Source organism: Paraburkholderia pallida, from assembly GCF_004524855.1.
GTDB classification, from domain to species: Bacteria; Pseudomonadota; Gammaproteobacteria; order Burkholderiales; family Burkholderiaceae; genus Paraburkholderia; species Paraburkholderia oxyphila.
In genome coordinates this window covers 893574-912083 of the sequence record NZ_CP038150.1, presented here as the reverse complement: position 1 = coordinate 912083, position 18510 = coordinate 893574, and the positions used below count along the sequence as shown (strand labels likewise).

The following is an 18510-nucleotide window of genomic DNA, read 5'->3' as shown; positions in this document are numbered from 1 at the left end:
GGGAAAAGCGCGTCGTGCGTTATTGCGCGCCTGACTCTTTCCCCGCCCCCGGAAACATCAACACAACCGCAAACCCACCCCCCTCCGGAAACGCAAACCCCACGCGCCCACGATGCGCCTTCATCACCTCCTGCACGATCGCGAGCCCGAGCCCTGAGCCGCTGCGGCGCGGCGCGCCATCGGGCTCGAAGCGCTCGAACGGGCGCAGCGCGGCCTCCCAGTGCTCACGCGGGATACCGCGACCATTGTCGGTCACCGTCAGCGCAGGCTCGCCGCGCAGGCCGGCCACGCGCACGACGATTTCATCCGCATTGCCATGCAGCAACGCGTTGTGCAGGACGTTCGAAAACGCCTCCTGCAAGCTGATCGGGTCGCCGGCGATGGTCACGCTCGGCGCATCGCTTTCGAACGCCACCTGCACGTCGCGTTCGCCTGCCAGCGGGATCGTGCGCCCGATCGCCTCTCGCACAAGCGCGACGAGGTCCACGGGCTGCAGCGGCACGGCCTCGGTGCGATGGATCACCATCGCATGATTGAGCAACTGCCCCGTGAGCCGGCCAACGTCCGAGCAGGTGGTGCGCAACGCGTCGAGTCCTTGCGCGTAACGCGTGGGATCGGTCTCGCCGCTGAGCAGTTCGATCTGCGCGTCGAGCCGCGCGATTGGCGTGCGCATCTGATGGGCGGCATCGGCAATGAAGCGCTGCATGGCCGTCATGCGCTCCGCGAGCCGGCCGATGAGGCCGTTGATCGCGCCGATGATCGCGTTGATCTCGCTGGGCGTGTCGTGCTCCACGGGGCGCAGGTCGGCGGGGTCGCGCGCGGCGATGATCGTCTCGATCTGCGCGAGCGGGCGCAAGCCGCGCCGGATCGCCAGCCCACTTGCGCCAATGGCTAGCACGCTCATCATCAGGATCAGCGTCCACACCTTGAAGCTCATGTCGTTCGTCAGTTGCTGGCGCGCGTGCGTGGTCTGCGCAATCGTTACGACGGCCCAGCCCGGCGTGCGCTCCTCGGGCATGTAGCGGGCGATGGTGGCCGTGCGGATGCGCTGGCCCTGGTAGGTCCCGTTCGCGAATGCGGGGCCTTGCCGCGCGGCCGCCGTGCTCGCCGGGCCGGGCAGGTCGCCGTAGCCGGCCACCACGACGCCGCGCGAATCGGTCACCTTGTAGTAGACGAGGTCATAGCGCGACAGCGAGGAGAGCGCGGCCACTGGCGGATTGAGCGCGAGCACGCCGCCCTGCACGTAGAGATTCTCGGCCAGCTGAATGGCGGCGCCGGCCAGCAACTGGTCATAGGCGCGCTCCGCGGCGACGCCCGCGTAGTAGCGCGCGATGAGGGCGAGCGCCAGCGCGCCCGAGGCCACGACCAGCGCGATGAAGAGCAGCGTGCGGCCGAGCAGCGTCTTGCGGAACCAGTCAAAGCGCGGCAATTTGATATCCCATCCCGCGTGCCGTGCGGATCTCGACCGAGCTGCCGTGCAGCTTCTTGCGCACGCGCGTGATGTACTGCTCGACGGCGTTCCCACTGGGCTCGTTACCGAAGCTGAACAACTGGTTCAGCAGATCGTCCTTCGAGAAAATGCGCTGCGGACGGCTCGCGAGAATCTCTAGCAGCGCGAACTCCTGGCGCGAGAGCGCGAGCGGCTGGCCGTCGAGCTCCGCGAGCCGGCTGCTGCGATCGATCGCGAGTCCGCCCACCTTGACGAGGTCGTTGGCGTGGCCGCTATTGCGTCGCAACAGCGCCTGCACGCGCGCTTCGAGCTCGCGATAGTCGAAGGGCTTGACGAGGTAGTCGTCGGCGCCGAGCGCGAGGCCGCTCACGCGGTCGTCGATGGCGGAGCGCGCGGTCACGAGCAGCACCGGCGTCGTGGAGCCGGCCGCGCGCAGATTGCGCAGGATCGCGAAGCCGTCCATCGAAGGCAGCATCACGTCGAGCACGACCAGATCGAAACGCTCGACGCCAAGCAGGCTGTTTGCCGCCGCGCCGTCCGCTTCGAGATCCACGGCATGGCCGAGCCTCGTCAGGCGGCTGCGCATTGCCGCGCCGATTTGCGCGTCGTCCTCTACGACCAGAATGCGCATGATGCCGTGCCTGCCATGGTGTTCATGATTGGATTTACGGGTTTTCCCGAGGGGCTGATCTCAGCATTTTCTCAGACTCGCCCGGTAACCTTGCGAACCATGATTACCAGAACGCGAGGAGACGGCAAGCGAGAGCTGCGAACGTGCGGCGCGCGCGAGCGCAAGGCGCCTTCGCTGCGGCGGCGTGCGCTCGTGGCGGCGGGGCTCGGTGTGGCGCTCGCGCCGGCGCTGGTGCGCTCGAGCCCGCGCGCGGTGCGCATCTCGAAGGGCTATGGCCTGCTGTATTTGCCGCTGCTCGTGATGGAGCAGCGACGCCTGTTCGAGCGGCATGCGGCGCGCGAGGGCTTGCGCGACGTGAGCGTGGACTGGACGCTGCTCGACGGCGGCAACTCGGTGGACGACGCCATGATGGCCGGCACGCTCGACTTCGCGGCCGTGGGTGCGCCGGGCTTCATCGAGCTGTGGGCGAGGGCGCGCGGGATTCCGAACGTCGAGGTGATTGGCGTGAGCGGGCTATCCACGACTGCGCTCTCGCTGAACACGAACCAGCCGCGCATCGCAACGCTTGCCGACTTCACGAGCGCCGACCGCATCGCGGTGCCGGGCATCCGCACCTCGCTCGCGGCGGTGGTCTTGCAGATGATGGCGAGCAAGCTGCTCGGGCCGAAGCACTTCGCGCAGCTCGACTCGATCACGGTGAGCCTGCCGCATCCGCAGGCGGTGCAGGCGCTGATCCGGCGCGAGAACGGCATCACGGCGCATTTCGCGTCGCCGCCTTTTTCGTCGCTCGAATTGAAGCAGCCGGGCATTCATCGCGTCGTCAATTCGATCGACGTGCTGGGCCCGCTGACGCTCGACGTGGTGTACGCGCCGAGGCGCCTCGTGGATACCGAGCCCGCGCTCGTGCGAGCGTTCCTTGGCGCGCTCGACGAGGCGAACCGGTTGATCGCCCAGGACCGTCAAGCGGCGGCGGCGATCTATGTAGCCGCCTCGGGACTCGCCGTATCGCACGAGGGCGTGATGCAGATGCTTGCCGCGCCGGAGACACGCTTTTCGGTGTGGCCGGAGCAGTTGATGGAGTACGTCGATTTTCTGTACATGGTGGGCACGATCAAGACGAGGCCGCGCGCCTGGAACGAGATGTTCGCACCCGCGCTGAGCGCATTTCATCCCACGTAGCCGGCATGGCCCATTGAATCTCCGCATGCGCCCGCAACAGCGGGCGTGGCGACTGGCAGACAAAATAGAACCTGAAGGAGTCCATAGTGAACGCCGCCTCAACCCTCGACCATCAGCCCGCGGAGGAACGACAGGTCATGTCGAAGATCGCGCGGCGCCTGCTGCCGATCCTGGTCGTGATGTTCCTGATATCGTTTATCGACCGGCAGAACGTCGGCTTTGCGAAGCTGCAGATGGTGCACAGCTTGCATATGACGGAGACGGCGTTCGGTCTGGCGTCTTCGCTATTCTTTATTGGCTATTTGCTGTTCGAGGTGCCCAGCACGCTGGCGCTGCACCGCTTCGGCGCGCGCGTATGGCTCGCGCGCATCATGCTCACATGGGGCGTGGTTACCGTGCTGATGGGCTTCACGACATCGATGCAGGTATTCTGCGGCATGCGCCTGGCGCTCGGCATTGCCGAGGCCGGCTTCTACCCGGGGGTGATCTACTACCTCACGCTGTGGTTCCCGCAAAGCTACCGTGCCCGTGTGCTTGGCGTTTTCACGCTTGGCAGTGCGCTTGCCAACATGCTGGGCTCGCTGGTCGGCGGTTGGCTGCTGAGCTTGAACGGCGTGTGGGGCCTCGCGGGGTGGCAATGGGTGTTTATCGCCACGGGTTTGCCCGCGGTGCTGGTGGCGGTGACGGTATTCAAGCTGCTGCCGGCCTCGTATCGGGAAGCGCGGTTTTTGAGCGAGCACGAGAAGGCGATTGTCGCGGCTGCGCTCGAGCGCGAGAAGCCCGAGCACGCGGAGCATGCGCAGCCCTGGAAGGCGCTACTTGATCCGCGCGTGATGCTGTTCGCGGCGACCTACATGCTGATGTCGACCTCACTGTACGGCGTGACCTATTGGCTGCCGACGCTCGTGAAGTCATTCGGTGTGTCGAGCAGCACGAATGGGATGCTGAGCATGCTGCCGTGGGCGCTCTCGGTACTGCTGCTGTTGTATCTGCCGGGCAAGCTGCGCCGGGCGAAGAGCATATTGCGCGCGATCTCGATCGTAGCTGCGCTGGGCGCGCTGGGCTTCTTGCTGAGCCTGGTGCTACCTACGACGCCGCTGCGCTTTATCGCGCTCGTATTTGGCGGCGCATGTATTCCGCTGCTCTACCCGTGCTTCTGGTCGATGCCGCCGCGCTATTTCACTGGTGCGCGAGCGGCGGCCAGCGTAGCGGCGATCAATTCGATCGGCAATCTGGGCGGCTTTTTCGGCCAGAACCTGATGCCGATAGCGGGGAAGGCGACCGGAACGGCATTTGGCCCGATGATCGTACCGATCGTCTGCCTTGCGGTGCTTGGTGTAGGCGCACTTATCGCGTGGGCCCGTTCGGAGCGCGTATATGCCGGAGGGGCAGGCGCCTCAGCGTGAGGTGGGGGGATGGGGCAGCGAAGGAAAACGAATAGTTTAGCGAAGACGCACGAACCCAGAGAGTTTGGGAAATACCCGCAGGCGCACGAAGGGTTTGGGAAATACTCGACGGCGCGCGAAGCGCCGCCGGAAGTATGAGTCCTTTGTCACTGAGGCGGAGTGTGCGAGGAGACGGATGCCCCGGAGCCACTCCGATAAGAAGGGCAGTGGGGGCCTGCGTCACACTGGCGGTGTGAGCCGCTTTCTTTTGCCTACTTTTCTTTGCGGCTGCAAAGAAAAGTAGGTGCCGCCCCGCACAGGGGCAACGCCCGCGGCCCGCCGCGAAAACAAGTTAAGGCCAATTCGCAATAATTCACGAAAGCAAACCGTGAATCCCCCACTCAATAGTGGACAACAGTGCGAATAGACTTCCCTTCATGCATGAGATCGAAGGCTTCATTGATGCCCTCGAGGTCTTTGGTATGCGTAACGAACGGCGCGAGCTGAATAGTCCCGGCCATAGCGTCCTCGACCATACCAGGCAACTGCGAGCGTCCTTTGACGCCACCAAAAGCGGTCCCGAGCCAGCGGCGGCCCGTAACCAGCTGGAAAGGACGGGTGGAGATCTCCTGCCCGGCACCCGCCACACCAATAACCACTGACTGCCCCCACCCACGATGCGCACATTCGAGCGCGGCGCGCATCACATTGACATTCCCGATACATTCGAAGCTGTGATCGACACCCCAGCCGGTCATCTCAACGATCACCTGCTGAACAGGCTTTTCATAATCCTTGGGATTAATACAATCAGTAGCCCCAAACGCACGTGCAAGATCAAACTTCCCAGGATTCGTATCAACAGCGATGATACGCCCGGCCTTGGCGATCTTGGCACCTTGAATCACGGCGAGCCCGATGCCACCCAACCCGAACACGGCAACCGTATCGCCTTCCTGCACCTTGGCGGTATTCTTGACCGCACCGAGCCCGGTGGTAACACCACACCCCAACAGACAAACCTGCTCAGGATTAGCTTGCGGATTGATCTTGGCGAGCGAGACCTCAGCCACCACGGTGTACTCGCTAAACGTCGAGCAACCCATATAGTGATAAATAGGCTGCCCGTTATAGCTAAAACGCGTCGTGCCATCGGGCATCACGCCCTTCCCCTGGGTAGCCCGCACGGCCACGCAAAGATTGGTCTTCCCGCTCTTGCAGAACAGACACTCGCCGCACTCGGCGGTATAAAGCGGAATCACATGATCACCGGGCTTCACGCTGGTCACGCCTTCGCCCACTTCCACAACGATGCCGGCACCCTCATGCCCGAGCACGACCGGAAAGAGCCCTTCCGGATCATCGCCGGAGAGCGTAAACGCATCGGTATGGCAAACGCCGGTGTGCGTGATCTTCACCAGCACTTCGCCCTTGCGGGGCGGTTCGACGTCGATCTCGACGATCTGGAGCGGCTTGCCCGCCTCGAATGCAACTGCGGCACGTGATTTCATAGCAATCCTTACAAATCGAATAGTTGACGAAAAACTGCGTGCGCGGGGCGAATGCCATGCGCTAGCGTAAATAGGTCCGCACGAGTGTCACGACATCGTCGATCGACCCCGACGCGGACTCCGTTGACCCCGTCAGTTGCGTGAACTCTTCGCGCAGATGGCTTTCGAGCACGCCCGCCATCACCCCGTTGATGGCGCCACGGATGGCGGCCAGTTGCTGGAGCACCGGCGCGCACTCGGCGCCTTGCTCGAGCGCGCGCTCGAGCGCGTCCAGTTGCCCGCGAACCTTGCGTACGCGGGTGAGGACTCGTTTTTTTTCTTCAGGCGAATGGGGCATGGCGTCACCGGAATCGTGATACTGGGAGGCAGTATAAGGCAATACTGCCTGGGAGTATAGGGGCGAGTGTCGACACCATGAAAGCCACCGCATCAATGCCGCAAGAGCCACAGCAGCACGGATATCACGGCTGAAACCAGGATGCCGGTGACAATCGGGAAGTAGAAGTCGAGGCCGTCGGTGACGATATGGACGTCGCCGGGCAGCCGGCCGAACGGGATGCGAATGAGCCAGCGCCACCCGAGTCCGGCAAGCAGGCAAACGATGCCAATGACGATCAGGAAACGGTTCATGGGGCGCGATCACCTTCGATAGCGGATCAATCCATGATAAGCCCGCGCGGGCGAACGGGGGAGTATCGGGCCCCGGGCGTCTAGAGCGCGTCGAGCGCCTGCGCTGGTTTCGCTCCCGGTGGGCGTTCTCGCGTTGCAGTCGGAAGCCTCGATCCATACAGCGGTATCAAGCCGGCAGGCATGGCGTCTGCTGCCGCAGATACCATGCGCGGGAAACGCAAGCTGTCCCCGTTATCTCGCGTGTCCATCGCCACTCTCCGACTACCGATCATGGATGAATTCTTCAACCGTCTCTTCCATTTTCAACCGTCGCTGCTCGCGACGCTGACGCACGATGTCCTGCACCTGATTCTGGCGGTGCTGATGCTCGCGATCGGCTGGTGGTTATCCAACCGCCTCGCGCGGCTCTTCGCCCGCATCCTGTTGCGCTCGCACGCGGACCCCACGCTCGCGCCGATGCTCGCCGGCATCGCGGCCTGGACCATCCGCATCATCGCGATCGTCGCGGCGCTCAGCGAGGTCGGCATTGCCACCGCGAGCGTGCTCGCGGCGCTGGGCGCCGCCGGTCTCGCGATCGGCCTCGCGCTGCAAGGCACGCTGCAAAACATCGCGGCCGGCATCATGCTGCTGTTGCTGCGCCCGTTTCGCGCCGGCGATGTGATCGAAGGCAGCGGCGCCGCGGCGGGCGTCGTGCGCGAGGTGAGCCTCTTCACGACGCGCATCGAGCGCGGCGACGGCAACGTCGTGTTCGTCCCGAACAGCCAGATCTGGAGCAATCCCGTCATCAATTACAGCAGCGGCGGCACGCTGCGCATCGAGGTGAAGGTCGATCTCGGGCGACGCGACGAGGTGGACGCGGCCATCGCCGAGATGACGAAGATGGTCGCCGCCGAGCCGCGCGTGCTGGCGGGGACCACGCTCGCACCCACGGTCGCGGTCGACAGCTACCCGCCCGAGGGCGGCGCGCGGCTGCGCATTGCCGCGTGGGTGCGCAAGCCGGACGCCTCCTATGCCGCCGATGATTTGCGCGCCCATGCGCGCGATGCGCTCGCGCAGGCCGGTCTCGCGCTTGCGGGCAGGGCGGCGGAGAAAGCCCCGGCGAGCCGCGGCGGCGGGGCGGGAGCCGCGCTCTCGCATTCCTGAATATCGATTCCCTCTCATCGCGGGAAATAGTTCCTTACCCCGTCATCGGGGTCGCCCCATCGAGGGGCACGCCATGGAACGGTAGTGCGCGCAGCAGTCAGGGCATAATTCCCTACGCAAACGCACTGTAATATTTGAAAGCTCCATGGCCTTAAAACGACTATCCGCCTTCGCGCGCCAGCTCGCGCTGATCGCGCTTGTGTCCCCGCTTTTGTCTCTTTTCTCGATCGCCCCCGCATGGGCGTTTCCCGGCACCGGGAGCGCGACTAGCGCCAGCGCGGTGGACGCTGCGACGGCGCCCATTTCGCTGAGCGACGCCCTCGCGCAACTCAAGCAGATGCAGTTCAAGCAGGACAGCATCAAGCAGCAGACCTCGACGGCCACCAACAGCAAGGATCTCGACGCGCTGGCCGCCGCAACCCAGCAACTGAGCGCCGACGTCGACAAATTGCGCAGCCAGCTCGTCCCGTTGCGCACCCAGGTTCAGGCCCAGCTCGACGTGCTCGGGCCGGCGCCGGCCTCGGACGTCACGCCCGGCACCCACGCGGTCGCCCGCCAGCGCGACAGCCTGACTGCGCGCAAGGACCAGATCGACGCCGTGCTGAAGATGGCGGACGACCAGAAGAGCAATCTCGACATCCTGACCGCGCAGTTTGCGAAGCTGCACCGCGGCTTGCTGAAGAATCAGCTCGCACTGCGCTCGAGCGGCATTTTCAGTGCGCAGTTCTGGGTGCCGCTGTTGCATCGCTCTCCTGAAGATGGCCAGCGTCTAGACGCATTCGACGCGCAAGTGCGCGACATGCTACGCCCGGTCTGGACGCCGGGGCAGCGCGCACTGACCGTGCTGCTGCTGGGCGCCACGCTCGCGATCTGGCTCGGGGGCCGCAAGCTCGTGCAGCGCGGGCTGACGTGGGTCTGCCTGCATTGGCTGCCCGCCACGCGCCTGCGCCGCAGCGCGCTCGCGTTGTCGACGGCCATCGCCACGCTGCTGGCGACGGGCATTGCACTCCAGGTCTTCTATCTGGCGGTGGCGCGCCACTTCGAACTGACCCCCGCGCTGAGCGACCTGTGGGACGAGCTCACGAAGCTCACGCTCACCTGCGCGCTGATCTCGGGGCTCGGCCGCGCGCTGTTGTGCACGCATCACCCGTCGTGGCGGCTGCCCTCGCTGGCCGATCCGGTGGCCCGCGCCCTGCGGCCGTTTCCGAGCACGCTCGCGGCGCTGCTGCTCGTCTCGGGCACGGTCGAGGCGATCAACCGCATCGTCGACACGAGCCTCTCGGTCACGCTGCTCGGCCGCGGCATCGTCTCGCTCGTGACCGCGCTGACCATCGGCGCGGCGCTGCTGCGCGCGAACCGCGTGCGCAGCGCGCTCGCCGCGGCAGGCGAGGCGCCGGAATCGCATTCCACAGTCGCGGGGCTGATTCACGCCGGCACCGCGCTGGCGATCATCGTCTCGCTGATCGCACTGGTGATCGGCTATATCACCGTTGCGCGCTTCATTACCTACGAGCTGGTCTGGTTCGAGATCGTGCTGTGCAGCATTTACGTGCTCACGCAATTGAATCGCGATATCTGCGCGAGCCTCTTCAGCGCGCACCTGGCGACCGGCAAGCAGTTGAAGAATCTGCTCGGCCTCGACGACAAGCATCTCGAACAGGTGCAGACCGTGCTCTCGGGCATCGGCACGAGCCTCCTGATGCTGCTCGCGGTCGTGGCGCTGCTCACGGGCGGCTTCGGCACCACGCCGGCGGACCTGATCAACAGCTTTATCGGCATCATTGGCGGGCAGCGGCTCAAGAGCCTCAACATCATGCCCGAGCGCATCACGAACGCCGTGATCGGGCTCGCGGTCGGCATCTATCTGCTGCGCTCGGTGCGCCGCTGGCTCGACAAGGAATTCATGCCCGCGCTCGGCATGGACTCCGGCATGCGGATGTCGCTCATCACGCTGTTCACGAACGTCGGCTACGTGCTGCTGGTGCTGATGACGCTGTCGCTGCTCGGCGTGCGCTGGGACAGCCTCGCGTGGATCGTGAGCGCGCTCTCGGTCGGTATCGGCTTTGGCCTGCAGGAGATCGTGAAGAACTTCGTCTCGGGGCTGATCCTGCTGACCGAGCGCCCGGTGAAGGTGGGCGACATGATCAGCATTGCGGGCGTGGAGGGCGATATTCGCCGCATCAACGTGCGCGCGACCGAGATTCAGCTCCCCGACCGCTCGACGATGATCGTGCCCAATTCGCAGCTGATTTCGCAGAACGTGCGCAACGTGACGATGGGCGACAGCACCCAGGGCGTGGCCACGCTGGTGCTGACGTTCCCGCTGGACACGGATCCCGAGCAGGTGCGCGACCTGCTGCTCGACGTCTATCGCGAGCACCCCGCGGTGCTGGAGACGCCCGCGCCCTCGGTGACGTTCAGCCAGCTCACGCCGGACGGCATCACGCTCAGCGTGACCGGCTATGTCGGCAGCCCGCGCATCGCCACCTCGACCAAGAGCGATCTGCTGTTCGCCATCCTGAAGCAGTTGCGCGCCGCGGGGATTACGCTGTCGAATCCGCGCACGCTGCTGGTCCAGAACGTGCCGATGAAGAACGACGCATCGCACAACGCATAGCGCGCGTGAGGCGCATGCGTGCGCCTCCGAACACACGCGGGTTTCTCGACGGCGCATGCTGTACCGCCACGCGCGTTCGTCTGCGAAAATCGAGCGAGAATGGGCACATGCGCGCCAGCCGGCCGCCATCATCGGGGCAGTTCCCGAAGATGATGGCGGCGGCGAGGACAGCACGCTTTCTTCCCTGCGAGGTCCGCGATGATCTTTCGCCAGCTTTTTGACGCCGTATCGTCCACGTATACGTATCTGCTCGGCGACGCCGAAAGCGGCGAGGCGCTGCTGATCGACCCCGTCTACGAGCAAGTGCCGCGCGACCTGGCCTTGCTGCAAGAGCTGGGCTTGCGGCTTCAGGCGACGCTCGACACGCATGTGCACGCCGACCATGTGACGGGCGCGTGGCGCTTGCGTCAGCGCTGCGGCAGCGAGATCGCGCTCGCCGGCACGGTGGGCGCCGAGGGCGTGAATCGTCCGCTGCGGCATGGCGACCGCGTGGCATTCGGCAAGCGCCACCTGAGCGTGCGCGCGACGCCGGGGCACACGAGCGGCTGCCTCACCTATGTGCTCGACGACGAGAGCATGGCCTTCACCGGCGACAGCCTGTTGATCCGCGGCTGCGGCCGCACCGACTTCCAGGGCGGCAGTCCGCAGCAGCTCTTTGCCTCCGTGCGCGAGCAGATCCTGACACTGCCCGGCGACTGCCTGCTCTATCCGGCGCACGACTATCGCGGCATCACGGTCACGAGCGTGGCCGAAGAGCGGCGCTTCAATCCGCGCCTGGGCGGCGATGTCGATCTCGGCGACTTCGCGGGCTATATGGACAACCTGAATCTGCCGCACCCGAAGCAGATGGCCGTCGCGGTGCCGGCCAACCTGCGCTGCGGCAAGCCCGAAGGCGAGGCGCCGGTGGCCGAAACGCCCGACTGGGCGCCGCTGATATTGCGCTTTAGCGGCGTCTGGGAAATCGAGCCCATGGCGCTGCTCGAGCATGTGGCGAAGTTCCAGATCGTGGACGTGCGCGAGGCGCCCGAGTTCATCGATCGCCTGGGCCACCTGCCCGATGCGAGGCTGGTGCCGCTTTCGCAGTTGATGGGCCGCCTCGACGAGCTCGACCGCGAGCGGCCCGTGGTGGCCGTGTGCCGCTCGGGCGTGCGCTCGGCGCAGGCCAGCGTGCTGCTGACCAAGGCGGGCTTTGGCAAGGTGGCCAACCTCGCCGGCGGGATGCTGCGCTGGAAGGCCGAGGGCTTGCCCGTTGCGACGGACAGCGTTTGACCGGCTCCCGGTCGCTGTTTCGCGTTAGTGGCCATAGCGGCCCAATTAGTGGCCAAGTCCCGACTGGGCGATCTGCTGCTCCACGAATTGCGCGAAGAGGGCGTGCAGATGCGTCGTCGGGTGAAGATCGTCGGCGAACATATACGTCTGGTCCGCATTGGACGTGACGTAGGTGGGCGGTGAGCACAACAGGGCCGTGTCGTCCGGGGTCTTCGAGGGATCGCAGGCCTGTGCCGTGTTGGACACCGTAAAGCCATTCGCCTGGTAATTCGCGATCGTCTGCGTGATCCACGTATATGAATCGATCTCGATGACCTTGCCTTGCAGGCCATTGCTCTGCAACGCGGCGTTCAAAGTGCTGTTGAAAAGTTGGGATAACTGAGTGTAGTTCGCGCCACCGTCGGTTGCGGCGAGGCCCTTCGGCGAGAGGCCGATGTTCGGCACATTGACCACCACGACGTGGGTGGCGCCGGCCTGGACGATCTGGCCAACGATCTGTGCGAGCGCGGTGGCTGCCTGTTGCACGGTGGTATTCGCAGCGGGCGGCGTGCCGGCCCGCAGCACGTCGTTCGCGCCGGCCCAGACCAGCACCAGTTGACCGGCGTTGAAACTGCCGTGCGCGGACAGGTAGCTCGAAACCTGCTGATTCACGGGCATTTCGATATTGCCGATCACGTCGGTGAGGAAGTCATACTGGTTGGCCGGCGTGGCGACCGTGGAGCCGCCCTCCGCGTAGCCCAAGCCGCCTTGCGCGCTCAACCGGTGATCGATGCTGATCGTGAAGGCGGCGTTCAAGGTGTCCCCGTAATACTGCGCGACGTCCTGCGTCCACACTTGCCCGGGATTGGTCGTGAAGCGGCCGCCGCCGACTGCGCTGGCGAGCGGCGCATAGGTGCCCACGTCGGAAAGACTGTCGCCAAACGAGACGATTTGCAGTTGCACGCCGCCGGGCGGATTGTTTGTGGCGCTGCCTCCACCACTCCCACTCCCACCGCCGCCCCCACCGCCGCAAGCCGCGAGCAGTGCAAACAGGATTGCAGATATTGCATATCGCACGCCGTTGCCGATTCTTCGCATCGCGCCTCCCCGCCGCTGATGGCGGCTATGTCCATGTGGCTCGCTTTTCGCCAGCCGCATAACGGACTCGCGCAAAGGGAGGAGGCAAAAAGAGTGCCCGCCCCCGGTGACCAGGGGCTGCTAGAGGCGGCTGCGATTCAAGGTGTCGCTCGGCAGTTCGCCGAATGTCCTCCGGTAGTACTGCGAAAATCTGGGCAAGTGGCGAAAGCCCCATTTCTCGGCTACAGCGCCCACTGTGCACGCCGCAGCCGGGCTCAGCAGGTCGCGCAACGCACCGTTGAGCCGCGCATTCATGAACCACCTTCCCGGCGTCATGCCGACACTGTCGTGAAAGATCAACTGTAGCGAGCGCAGGCTGTACCCGCTGCGTCGTGCGATTTCGGCGAGCGCAATATCGGCTGCCTCACCCGACAGCGCCAGTTGCTCGCATGCGAGGATCAGATGGTGATGGCGCTCCTGCGCCGACGATAGCGTGGACTTGCGGGCCGGCGCCGCATCGCAGAGCGCATCGACATACCCCTCGAGCAACGACCGGCCAATCGTACTTGCCAGTTCCGGGGTGATTCCGCCGGCGTCCGCGAGGCGCCGGGCGAGGCCCATGGCGTCGTCGGCCAGCACGGTGAGCGCGGCGCGGCCGCGCGCGAGCAGGCGCACCGAGGTCGCTGCGCGTCGTGCCAATGCCAGCGGCCGTCCCGTGCGCAGCCAGGCCATTTCTTGAAGCCGCTCTTCCGACACCACGAAATTGACCCATCGGGACGATGCGCCAGCGTGGTAAAGAAGTTCAACGCCTGCTGGATACACCTGGACATCGTCTTCTTCGATCGCGGCGGTGTTGTAGCGGGTGACATTGGCGCCTTCCGCCACGAAGCCAATGCAGATTGCATCGCGCGGCATGCTGCCTCGCGCGATCACCGGAAAATCATAACAACCCGATTCCAGTCTCACGTCGCCGAGCGCAAGGCGCTGGTGCTCCATTTCGGTTCGCTTTGCAGACAATAAACGGTGTTCGAAGTGTCCGCCGTAAACAACATCAAAAGCCTGTGAGGGTTCGAAACCCGAATACGCATGCCGGAAATACGTTGGCTGAAATGACACGTCGAATTCTCCCGAGACTTTTCGCTTTTCGGATAACGCATTTTTTCGCCGTCGCCTATTGTATGACCGTGCAGCGTACAGGTGGAGTGAATGGCAAAAACCTACCCGATGGTGAAGGCGCGACTGTGCGCTCTGGAAGCCGAGGCTGAAGCATTGCGTCGCCGGGAATTGCCGGACGTGGTGGCCGACATGCGCCGCAAGATCAAAGAATATGCGATCACCGCCGAGCAGTTATTTGGCCCCGAATTATCGGATCTGGTCCAGTACCGGGACCCCGAGACAGGGCTGACATGGAACGGCATGGGGCGTCCTCCGAACTGGATACGTGGAAAGGATCGCGGACCCTTTCGGGTGGACTAGATGGCTGATTCGTTTATTCAGGGTATTCATAAAAGAACCATGGAGGGGCTTTATTTTGAAAAACGCAACGAGACAAGTCGTTTGTAATTCGTTGGCCCTCCTGCTCGCGAGCGCGCCCGCCTTCGCGCCGGCACAGCAGGCGATGGCGACCCCCGCGAGCACCATCGGCGCGCCGCCCGCCAACATCGTCATGACAAAAGAGTATGTGGCGACGGTCGGCCGGATGGCGTATCTCTGGGGCTGGCCGCTCATCAATGCCCGCCATCGCCGCGCGAGCTTCAACAAGGCGCCGGAGCCGGGCCGCCTGGGCGGCGTATTGCCGGTCGCGCCCACGGGCTATATCACGATGCTCACGGACTATATCGCCCCAGAAGAGCGTTTCGTGACCTGCCCGAACCAGGATGTGGTGTATGGCTTCGGCTTCGCGGCGGTCGACAAGGACCCGGTCATCATCCAGGTGCCGGACTTCGGCAAGCGTTTCTGGGTCTATGCGCTCTACGACGCGCGCACCGACAGTTTCGGCGGACTCGGCAAGCAATACGGCACGAAGCCCGGGGTGTACATGGTGGTGGGCCCGAACTGGAAAGGTACGGTTCCGAAGGGCATCACCAAGGTAATTCATGCGCCCACTGATCTGATCGGCATGGCGCCGCGCATCTTCCTCGACGATACGGCCGAGGATCGCAAGGCGATCCAGCCGGTGCTGGACCAGATTGCGATTTACCCGCTCAGCCGCTATACCGGCAAGCTGCAGACTCGCGACTGGTCGAAGGTTCCGTCGTTCCCCGCGCCAGAGGGACAGGGCTCGGGCGAGACCAGGTGGGTCGATCCCGAGACGTTCTTCGACGAGTTGCCCGACGTGCTGCGCGAAGTCCCGCCGCTGCCGGGTGAGCAAGCGCTGTACGCGCAAATGAAGGCCGTGCTCGATGCAGCCGCGAAAGATCCCGCCATCAAGGACCAACTCAAGCAGATTGCGATCGACACGGACAAGAGTCTCGTTGGCCCGCTGTTCCAGTTCAGCAACAACGGCGTCCCGGTGGGCAATGGCTGGACGACGGCGCCCAACGGCGGACGATTCGGATATGACTACGTGACGCGCACCGGCATCGCGCGCTCGAACATGTACGTCAACCGCCCCGAGGAGACCCGTTACTTCTACCTCGACGTCGACAGCAAGGGCACGCGCCTGAACGGTACGAACCGCTATACGGTCACCTACAAGACGCTGCCGCCGGTGAACGGCTTCTGGTCGTTGACGGTGTACAACGAGCATCACCTGTTCGAGCCGAATTCGATCAACCGGTACTCGCTCGGCACGAAGAACAAGAATTTGAAGTACAACGAGGATGGCTCGCTGACCCTCTACGTGCAGAACGAATCTCCCGGCGCCGACAAGGAGTCGAACTGGATCCCGGCGCCCAAGGGCGATTTCTCACTGTATCAGCGGACCTATTGGCCCAAACAGGACGTGCTCGACGGCAAGTGGACACCGCCGGCCGCGGAAAAGACCCACTGACCTTCACGTGCGAGAGAAAAGGATGAAGCAGAAGTTTGCTAACCGCCCGGCCCTGGCCGTTGCACTGGCTGCCTCAGTTTGTGCGGCCGGCGCATCGGCGCAGACGAGCCGTTTCGATGCGCTCGCCAACAGCGCGTTCGCCGAGGGCCGTCCGACTGAACAGACGGCAAAGACGCTGACCGACGAATTGACGTTCCAGCGTGCGACCCAAACCTACCTTTGGGGCCTGCCGCTGCTCAACACCATGGGGATGCGCGATGGCTTCGCGCAGGCTTATGGCACCGGCTACAACAAGATGGCGATCTGGGCGAAGCGCCTCGATGCCAAGACCCTCATCACGACGCCGAATTCCGATCTCATCTACGGCATGGTGTTCGTCAACCTTGCCGACACGGGACCGCTGGTCTTCGAGGCGCCGCCGAAACTCCAGGGGATCCTGCTGGACATGTGGCAGCGCCCGATTCCGGGGCCGACTGTCAACGGCACGGCCTATGCCGGCGACATCGGCCTGCCGGGCCCCGATGGCGGAGCCGGCGGCAAGTTCCTGATTCTGCCGCCGGGCTACACCGGCGATGTGCCGTCGGGCTACTACGTCTACCGGTCGCAGACCAACAACATCTTCATTTTCCTGCGCTCGTTCTACCAGTCGCTCGACAATATCAGCCCGGCGGTGGATCTGCTCAAGCAGTCGGTGCTGTATCCGTTGGGCAAGAAGGATAGCGCCGAGAAAATGGCATTTTTCGATGCGTCGGGCAAGCCGCATGACATGCTGCCGCGCAGCGACCTGAGAGCCTTCGAAGACTTCAAGTACCTCGTGGACACCGAGGGCAGCAATCTTGCCGATCCGGACTGGCTCGGCATGCTTGCCGGCCTCGGCATCGCCAAAGGCGTGCCGTTCCAGCCGGACGCGGCCACGAAAAAAATCCTCGCCGACGCGGCTAAAACGGGCTACAAGACCAGCCGCGTGATTGGCCTGAAGGCCGACAAGAGCTTGCGCGTCTACGCCGATCGCCAGTGGGTGAACCCCGTCAACAACATGACGTCGCGCTGGCCGAACGCGGTCAATGACCTGGGCTTCACGTCCAACAAGGGCGGCTATCGCGACATCGACGGACGAATCTGGTTCTTTACGGACTACTACTCGATCAGCCCGGGCATGGTGTCGATGACGCCAGGCAAGGGCGCGTTCTACATGATCGGCTTCAATGACGCGTCGGGCCAGCCGCTGGTGGGCGATCGCAGCTACAAGGTCACGCTGCCGGCGAACATTCCGGCGAAGCTCTTCTGGTCGGTCACCTTGTACGACGCGTCGAACGCATCGGGGCTCGACAACGGCCAGCCTTTCCCGTCGCTCGGCAAGCTCAATCATCCGAAGGAAAACGCGGATGGCTCGACGACCCTCTACATCGGGCCGAAGGCGCCGGAAGGCGAGAAGGGCAACTGGCTCGCAACGGTGCCCGGCCGCGGCTTCTTTGCCATCCTGCGGCTCTACGGCCCGGATGAGCCGGCACTCGACGGCAGCTGGAAGCCGGGCGACATCGAACGCGTGAAGTAAGGCGGGCGCGGGCGCCCCTGGCGCCCACGCGCCGGGGCGTTCCCGGATGCCTTCGCGTTCTTCATAGCCGCGCCGCCCGACTCCGCGACGCCAGCCGCTTGCGGTACGGCAGGCTGCGCGGAATGTGCAACCGGTCAAACGCCGCCGCTTTTCAGGGCATCGACGCCAGCGACTGCTGCAAGCTGATCATATTGATCGGCACGACGCGAATCAGGCCGCCGCGCGGGCTATCGATATCGGCGATCAACGAAAGCGACAGCGCCACGGTGATCGGCAGCACGAACAGCAGCACGCGCCGGCCGGTCGAGCCGCGCGAGCCATACCCTTGCATGAGATTGCTGAAAAACGCGATCAGCATCATCAGCCCCCACGCGGAGACCGGAATGCGATTGGCCCAGGCCGCTTGCGTATAGCCCTGCGTGTTCAGCACGTCGTTCATGCCGGACACCACCAGCGCCGAGATGGGCGTTGGCCGCTCGAGGGCCACGCCGCGCACGCTCGTCCACAACTGCGCCTGCAATGCAGTGGTCTTGTTGTTGATGGTGTCGAGTTCGGGGCCACTGCGGGTCTTGTAGTTCTCAATGCGCAGTTCGAGATACTGCGCCAGCAGGGCCTTGACTTTCGGCGCGTCGGCTTCGCCGATCAAATCGGCGCGCACGTACTCCGTGCCAATTGCGTTGGCTTCCTCTTCCTCGTAATTCTTGCGCTGGTCATAGCGGCTGACGGCCATCGAGAGCGTAAAACCGATCAGGAGTGCGAGCAGCGTGAGCGTGGCGCCCTGTATGACGTTGTAGTTTTCCCGCGCGTCGTCGGAGAGGGGAAAGACGCGCTGCATGACGAGTGCGCCACAGGCGGCGGCCACGCTAAGCAGGACAATCAGCGCGATGAACAGGTATGCGGGGTGGTGAACGAGTTGCGCCATCTCTATTCCTCGAGCTTTATGTCGTATTAGGGGAGGGCCGTGAGGATTTTACGGTAAATGGCTCTTTTCGGGTTATCGATTCGTTTTGGGAAACGATGGATTCGAATCGGATATTAGATGGGTTTCTCTATCGATATTGCCCCAAGGGGCAATGAAATTACCCTTATCCC

The 18510-nt window shown here is 64.1% G+C and carries 16 protein-coding genes; 8 read left to right on the top strand and 8 right to left on the bottom strand.

Annotation, left to right across the window (positions count from 1 at the left end):
- Positions 1-19: 19 nt before the first annotated feature.
- Positions 20-1429: a sensor histidine kinase gene (locus tag E1956_RS30605; protein ID WP_134756271.1), complete on the bottom strand. Its 1410-nt coding sequence runs from the start codon at positions 1427-1429 to the stop codon at positions 20-22.
- Positions 1416-2081, bottom strand: coding sequence for a response regulator transcription factor (locus E1956_RS30600; protein ID WP_134756269.1), 666 nt, complete (start codon positions 2079-2081; stop codon positions 1416-1418). Before E1956_RS30600 ends, E1956_RS30605 begins: the two co-directional genes overlap by 14 nt.
- 99 nt (positions 2082-2180) lie before the next feature.
- On the opposite strand from E1956_RS30600, the gene E1956_RS30595 reads away from it, so the two are divergent.
- The gene (locus E1956_RS30595; protein WP_134756267.1) at positions 2181-3260 is read left to right on the top strand and encodes an ABC transporter substrate-binding protein; all 1080 of its coding nucleotides are present in this window, start codon (positions 2181-2183) and stop codon (positions 3258-3260) included.
- Between the two features lie 86 nt (positions 3261-3346).
- Positions 3347-4666 carry an MFS transporter gene (locus tag E1956_RS30590; protein ID WP_134756265.1) on the top strand — a complete coding sequence of 440 codons (1320 nt, stop codon included), beginning with the start codon at positions 3347-3349 and terminating at the stop codon, positions 4664-4666.
- Between the two features lie 380 nt (positions 4667-5046).
- Here E1956_RS30590 and E1956_RS30585 read toward each other — a convergent pair whose 3' ends face one another.
- The 3 genes from E1956_RS30585 to E1956_RS30575 form a co-directional block, all read right to left on the bottom strand.
- Complete coding sequence (locus tag E1956_RS30585; RefSeq protein ID WP_134756263.1) at positions 5047-6156, bottom strand: S-(hydroxymethyl)glutathione dehydrogenase/class III alcohol dehydrogenase; 1110 nt, start codon at positions 6154-6156, stop codon at positions 5047-5049.
- Between the two features lie 61 nt (positions 6157-6217).
- A complete protein-coding gene (gene frmR, locus E1956_RS30580; RefSeq protein ID WP_133200221.1) occupies positions 6218-6493 on the bottom strand; it encodes a formaldehyde-responsive transcriptional repressor FrmR in 276 nt (91 codons plus the stop codon).
- A 92-nt stretch (positions 6494-6585) separates the two neighbouring features.
- On the bottom strand, positions 6586-6786 hold the full coding sequence (locus E1956_RS30575; protein ID WP_134756261.1) for a DUF2905 domain-containing protein: 201 nt from the start codon (positions 6784-6786) through the stop codon (positions 6586-6588).
- A gap of 270 nt (positions 6787-7056) precedes the next feature.
- Between E1956_RS30575 and E1956_RS30570 the strand changes: the two genes are divergently transcribed.
- The 3 genes from E1956_RS30570 to E1956_RS30560 all read left to right on the top strand — a co-directional run bounded on the left by E1956_RS30570 (position 7057) and on the right by E1956_RS30560 (position 11815).
- Positions 7057-7929, top strand: a complete 873-nt coding sequence (locus tag E1956_RS30570) for a mechanosensitive ion channel family protein (protein WP_134756259.1) — start codon at positions 7057-7059, stop codon at positions 7927-7929.
- A gap of 145 nt (positions 7930-8074) precedes the next feature.
- Positions 8075-10546, top strand: a complete 2472-nt coding sequence (locus E1956_RS30565) for a DUF3772 domain-containing protein (RefSeq protein WP_134756256.1) — start codon at positions 8075-8077, stop codon at positions 10544-10546.
- A 198-nt stretch (positions 10547-10744) separates the two neighbouring features.
- The gene (locus E1956_RS30560; RefSeq protein ID WP_134756254.1) at positions 10745-11815 is read left to right on the top strand and encodes an MBL fold metallo-hydrolase; all 1071 of its coding nucleotides are present in this window, start codon (positions 10745-10747) and stop codon (positions 11813-11815) included.
- Positions 11816-11860: 45 nt separating this feature from the next.
- Here E1956_RS30560 and E1956_RS30555 read toward each other — a convergent pair whose 3' ends face one another.
- Positions 11861-12892: an SGNH/GDSL hydrolase family protein gene (locus tag E1956_RS30555; protein ID WP_134756252.1), complete on the bottom strand. Its 1032-nt coding sequence runs from the start codon at positions 12890-12892 to the stop codon at positions 11861-11863.
- 120 nt (positions 12893-13012) lie between these two features.
- Positions 13013-13756, bottom strand: coding sequence for a helix-turn-helix transcriptional regulator (locus E1956_RS30550; RefSeq protein WP_232072113.1), 744 nt, complete (start codon positions 13754-13756; stop codon positions 13013-13015).
- A 321-nt stretch (positions 13757-14077) separates the two neighbouring features.
- Here E1956_RS30550 and E1956_RS30545 point away from each other — a divergent pair, with 321 nt between their 5' ends.
- The 3 genes from E1956_RS30545 (at position 14078) to E1956_RS30535 (ending at position 17418) form a co-directional block, all read left to right on the top strand.
- Positions 14078-14347, top strand: coding sequence for an H-NS histone family protein (locus E1956_RS30545; protein WP_134756248.1), 270 nt, complete (start codon positions 14078-14080; stop codon positions 14345-14347).
- Positions 14348-14438: 91 nt separating this feature from the next.
- On the top strand, positions 14439-15863 hold the full coding sequence (locus tag E1956_RS30540) for a DUF1254 domain-containing protein (RefSeq protein WP_232072111.1): 1425 nt from the start codon (positions 14439-14441) through the stop codon (positions 15861-15863).
- Between the two features lie 22 nt (positions 15864-15885).
- Positions 15886-17418 carry a DUF1254 domain-containing protein gene (locus tag E1956_RS30535; protein WP_134756246.1) on the top strand — a complete coding sequence of 511 codons (1533 nt, stop codon included), beginning with the start codon at positions 15886-15888 and terminating at the stop codon, positions 17416-17418.
- A gap of 151 nt (positions 17419-17569) precedes the next feature.
- On the opposite strand, the gene E1956_RS30530 is transcribed toward E1956_RS30535, so the two are convergent.
- Entirely contained in the window at positions 17570-18340 is a 771-nt protein-coding gene (locus E1956_RS30530) for a bestrophin-like domain (RefSeq protein ID WP_134756244.1), read from the bottom strand.
- Positions 18341-18510 lie beyond the last annotated feature (170 nt).

What these genes read in the sequence shown, in the direction of transcription:
- E1956_RS30575 (WP_134756261.1), bottom strand. Translation starts at nt 6,786, where the DNA reads ATGAACCGTTTCCTGATCGTCATTGGCATCGTTTGCCTGCTTGCCGGA.
- E1956_RS30600 (WP_134756269.1), bottom strand. Translation starts at nt 2,081, where the DNA reads ATGCGCATTCTGGTCGTAGAGGACGACGCGCAAATCGGCGCGGCAATG.
- E1956_RS30530 (WP_134756244.1), bottom strand. Translation starts at nt 18,340, where the DNA reads ATGGCGCAACTCGTTCACCACCCCGCATACCTGTTCATCGCGCTGATT.
- E1956_RS30535 (WP_134756246.1), top strand. Translation starts at nt 15,886, where the DNA reads ATGAAGCAGAAGTTTGCTAACCGCCCGGCCCTGGCCGTTGCACTGGCT.
- E1956_RS30570 (WP_134756259.1), top strand. Translation starts at nt 7,057, where the DNA reads ATGGATGAATTCTTCAACCGTCTCTTCCATTTTCAACCGTCGCTGCTC.
- E1956_RS30555 (WP_134756252.1), bottom strand. Translation starts at nt 12,892, where the DNA reads ATGCGAAGAATCGGCAACGGCGTGCGATATGCAATATCTGCAATCCTG.
- E1956_RS30595 (WP_134756267.1), top strand. Translation starts at nt 2,181, where the DNA reads ATGATTACCAGAACGCGAGGAGACGGCAAGCGAGAGCTGCGAACGTGC.
- E1956_RS30560 (WP_134756254.1), top strand. Translation starts at nt 10,745, where the DNA reads ATGATCTTTCGCCAGCTTTTTGACGCCGTATCGTCCACGTATACGTAT.
- frmR (WP_133200221.1), bottom strand. Translation starts at nt 6,493, where the DNA reads ATGCCCCATTCGCCTGAAGAAAAAAAACGAGTCCTCACCCGCGTACGC.
- E1956_RS30585 (WP_134756263.1), bottom strand. Translation starts at nt 6,156, where the DNA reads ATGAAATCACGTGCCGCAGTTGCATTCGAGGCGGGCAAGCCGCTCCAG.
- E1956_RS30565 (WP_134756256.1), top strand. Translation starts at nt 8,075, where the DNA reads ATGGCCTTAAAACGACTATCCGCCTTCGCGCGCCAGCTCGCGCTGATC.
- E1956_RS30545 (WP_134756248.1), top strand. Translation starts at nt 14,078, where the DNA reads ATGGCAAAAACCTACCCGATGGTGAAGGCGCGACTGTGCGCTCTGGAA.